Source organism: Streptomyces alkaliphilus, from assembly GCF_014141535.1.
In the GTDB taxonomy this organism is placed as follows: Bacteria; Actinomycetota; Actinomycetes; order Streptomycetales; family Streptomycetaceae; genus Streptomyces; species Streptomyces alkaliphilus.
This window is the reverse complement of record NZ_VKHT01000556.1, coordinates 1-3483: the sequence shown is the minus strand read 5'-3', so window position 1 is coordinate 3483 and position 3483 is coordinate 1. Positions and strand designations below refer to the sequence as shown.

Below are 3483 nucleotides of genomic sequence, written 5' to 3'. Positions count from 1 at the left end.
GGCCCGGACGCGCCGTCGCACGTCACCGGACCGGGGCCCGTCCGTCCCGCCGCGCGGGACGGGTCAGCCGCCAAGGAGGCCACCTAACCGAGCAGCCCACCGAGGGTGCCGAGGCTGCTCCGATCACCCCCCTCCGACGGCGGGGCGGGGGCCGGGCCGCTCTCGGCGGGCGGCTCCTCGCCGCCGGTGCCACCGACGGCGCCCCCGTCGCCCGGCGCCGGGGCCGGGGTGCCGCTCTCGCGGCTCTGCTCGGGAGCGGCCGGGGTGGACTGCCGCGGCGGCACCCGCACCGTCTGGTCCCCGCCGGGAACGCTCTCCGCCGCCCCGGGCTCCTCGCCGGCGCTCGGCCCCGCGGTGGCACCGGCGGTGGGCCGGGAGGTGTCGGGCCCCGGCGCGGGGGCCGCCTCCGACCCGGCCGGCCCCTCGATCACCCTCTCCGCCGACCCGGCCGGGCCGACCTCCTCGTCCATGTCCGGGGTACCGGCCTCGCCCCCGCCCAGACCGGGTGGCAGCGGCGAACCGGGCAGGTGGTTGCGGGGCGGCTCGCCCGGGCCGGGCACCGTGGAGAACTCCGAGGAACGGACCGCGCCGCCCAGGATCGCCCCGAAGACCAATGTCACGCCCAGCAGCAGGCAGGCGATCAGGACGCCCCGGCGCACCACCCGGGCCCGCAGCTCCCGCAGCGGGACGTGCGGCCCCAGCGTCCGCCACGCCTCCCCCGCCAGCCGGGCGTCCAGGGAGTAGACCGGCGCGCCCGCGATGATCAGGGGGCTCCACGCCGCGAGCAGGATGACGTCGGGGGTGTCCGCCGGGCCCGAGTGCCAACTGACGGTGATGAGCAGCGCGATCGACAGCAGTGCCCCGAGGCCGGCCGCCAGGCGCTGCCACAGGCCGGCGATGGTCAGCACCCCGACCACGATCTGGGTGAACGCGACGGTCAGTCCCGCCCCCACGGGGTGGGCCAACGCCCACTCGTGCAGCGGCGCGGCCGGGGCCCAGGGCTGGAGGGAGGAGAGCCAGGCGACCATCGAGCCGTGCTCGCCGCCGTCGAAGTACACCGGATCGGTCAGCTTGCCCATGCCGCCGGAGATCATGATGAAGCCGAGCAGCAGGCGCAGCGGCAGCAGCACGATGCCGAGGTTCATGCCCCGGCCGGGGTAGTAGGCGTGCCGGCCGTCGACGCCCGGCCGGGCGCCCGGGCGACCGCCGTCATGCTCCCGGGCGTCGTGTCGGCCGGGGCCGACCAGCGGTTCGAGGGCTTCGACCGCCACCCCGTCGACCGGTGTCGAGGCGAGCGGCCGGCCCGGCCCGTCGGCCGGGCCGACCGGGCCCCCGGGGCCCGCCGGGGGCCGACGGCGCGGTACGGCGGGCAGTCGCGGCAGCACCATGGTCTCGGAGACCGGCGCGGAGCGGGGGCCGATGACGGCGGTACCGGTCTCCGTGACCCGGGGCAGCACGGTGGTGAGCGCCGTGCCCGGCTCCTCCCCCGGGCCGGCCGGGCCGGACGGCATGCCGGGGCCCGCCGGTGCCCCGGCCGGGGCGGCCACCACCTGTCGGCGGAGCGCCGATTGCCACAGGCCGGCCGCGGCGGCGGCCGCGGCCCCGGTGTCACCTACCCGGATCACCGGGCGGCGCCCGCCGGGACGGATCACGGTGCCCTTCCCGGTGGAGGACGCCGCGGGGACGGCCCCCGCGACGCTCTCCCCGGCGGTCCCGGCGGCCCCCACCACGACCGCCTCGGCCGCGAGGTGGGGCGGTGGCTCGACGCCCACCGGGGCGGACGTCCCGAGCCGCACCCGGAAACTGGCGTGGTTGACGATCACCTGGGCGGGATCGCAGGACGGCTTGGCCGTGTTCAGGAACGCGTCGGCGACGTCATGGAATCCGGGCCCGTGCCCCCCCGGAGCGGTGCGGGGTGTTCGTGTGTCCACACTCGTCTAACCGAGTGACCGGCCGTTAGGACACTGGCCGGCGACGAGAAATCCGACGGTGACGCGTCAACACGCCCGCGCCGGGGCCCCGCACATCCGTGCGGGGCCCCGGCGGCGGGAGGTCACGGGGTGGCGGGGCTCACCAGTGGACGACCACCTTGTCGCCCTCGTGGACCTGGTCGAAGAGGGAGGCGATGGCGTCCCGGTCGCGCACGTTCACACAGCCGTAGGAACCGCCGGTGTACCCGTTCTGCCGGAAGTTCTCCGAGTAGTGCACCGCCTGGCCGCCGTCGAAGAACATCGCGAACGGCATCGGGGAGTCGTAGAGCGTCGAGTGGTGGTCGCGGCTCTTCCAGTAGACGGTGAACTGCCCCTCGCGGGTGGGGTACTCCTCGGTGCCGAACCGCACGTCCAGGGTGGTGCGCACGGTCCCGTCCACCACCCACGACAGCTTGTTCGTGGTTTTGGAGATGCACAGCGCGCGGCCGGTCATGCAGCGGGAGTCCAGACCGGCGGGGGTCTCCTTCTCCACCACCGGCACCTCGACCGGCACGTACATCTCCTCCCGGGCGGGTTGGGTGGTGGCCGAGGTCAGCGCGGACCAGGTGTCGTCGTACACCGTGCCGCTGACCTCCAGGCCGGCGGAGCGCTGGTACGCCTTGACCTTCTCCACGGTGACGTTGCCGTAGTAGCCGGTGGGGTTCTCGTCGAACAGGCCGAGCTGCCCCAGGCGGGCCTGGAGTTCGCGGACCTGCTCGGAGTCGTCCCCGTAGCCCATCACCTGCTCGCGCGGGAACAGCTCGTCCCGGGTCGGCTCGGTGGTGCGGGCCCGCAGGTGCTCCCAGGTGGAGGTGTGCACGGTGCCGGAGACCTCCAGCCCCTCGTGCGCCTCCTGGTAGGCGGCGACCGAACCGACGGTCATGTCACCGTAGAAACCGGTGGGCTTGGCCACGAAGTGACCCACCTGGGCGAGCCGGGCCTGGAGTTCGCGGACCTGCTCGGAGTTGTCGCCCGGGCCCATCACGACCGCCTCGGCCGGCGCCTCGGGCTCCTCGGGCTCCTCCTCGTCCCCGTCCGTCTCCTCCGGTTCCTCCTCGGGTTCCTCCTCCTGCTCCTCCGGCTCGGCCGTGACCTCGGTCGTGGCCTCGTTGGCGACGGGCTCGGTGCCGGTGTCGGATCCCGAACCGCACGCCGTGAGCAGCAGGGCGGCGGCGGCGACCGCCACGACGGACCTGCGGATGTGCGCGGAGCGCATGGAGTACCCCCCGAAACGTGAACATGGGCACTCGATCAGACCAACGACCCGGTGGATTCGTTGCACGGCCGACGATAACGAAACACACACGGCGAAGAGGACGAGACGTGTAAAAGATGTGCCTCCCGCGACGGTTGTGACCGTTGTGGTCACGGCGGTCGTCCCGGTCCCCCGAGCCGCTCCGCGGTCGCTCCGGTGGTCGTGGCCCTCATCGGTGCGGCCGACCCGGCGACGGCCCCGGCCCGCCGCCCCGGGTGGGGCGGCGGGCCGGGGCGCGGTCGCGCCGGGGGGATGCCG

Annotated in this window: 2 protein-coding genes; both read right to left on the bottom strand. The window is 75.1% G+C overall.

Annotated elements, in window-relative coordinates:
• Positions 1–83 precede the first annotated feature (83 nt).
• Positions 84–1931 (bottom strand): DoxX family membrane protein, encoded by a 1848-nt coding sequence (locus FNQ90_RS28505; RefSeq protein WP_182607098.1) that lies wholly within the window; start codon positions 1929–1931, stop codon positions 84–86.
• A 139-nt stretch (positions 1932–2070) separates the two neighbouring features.
• Positions 2071–3186 carry a L,D-transpeptidase family protein gene (locus FNQ90_RS16600; protein WP_228471315.1) on the bottom strand — a complete coding sequence of 372 codons (1116 nt, stop codon included), beginning with the start codon at positions 3184–3186 and terminating at the stop codon, positions 2071–2073.
• Positions 3187–3483: the final 297 nt, after the last annotated feature.

Coding starts and splice junctions, on each gene's coding strand:
- FNQ90_RS16600 (WP_228471315.1), bottom strand. CDS start 3,186: ATGCGCTCCGCGCACATCCGCAGGTCCGTCGTGGCGGTCGCCGCCGCC.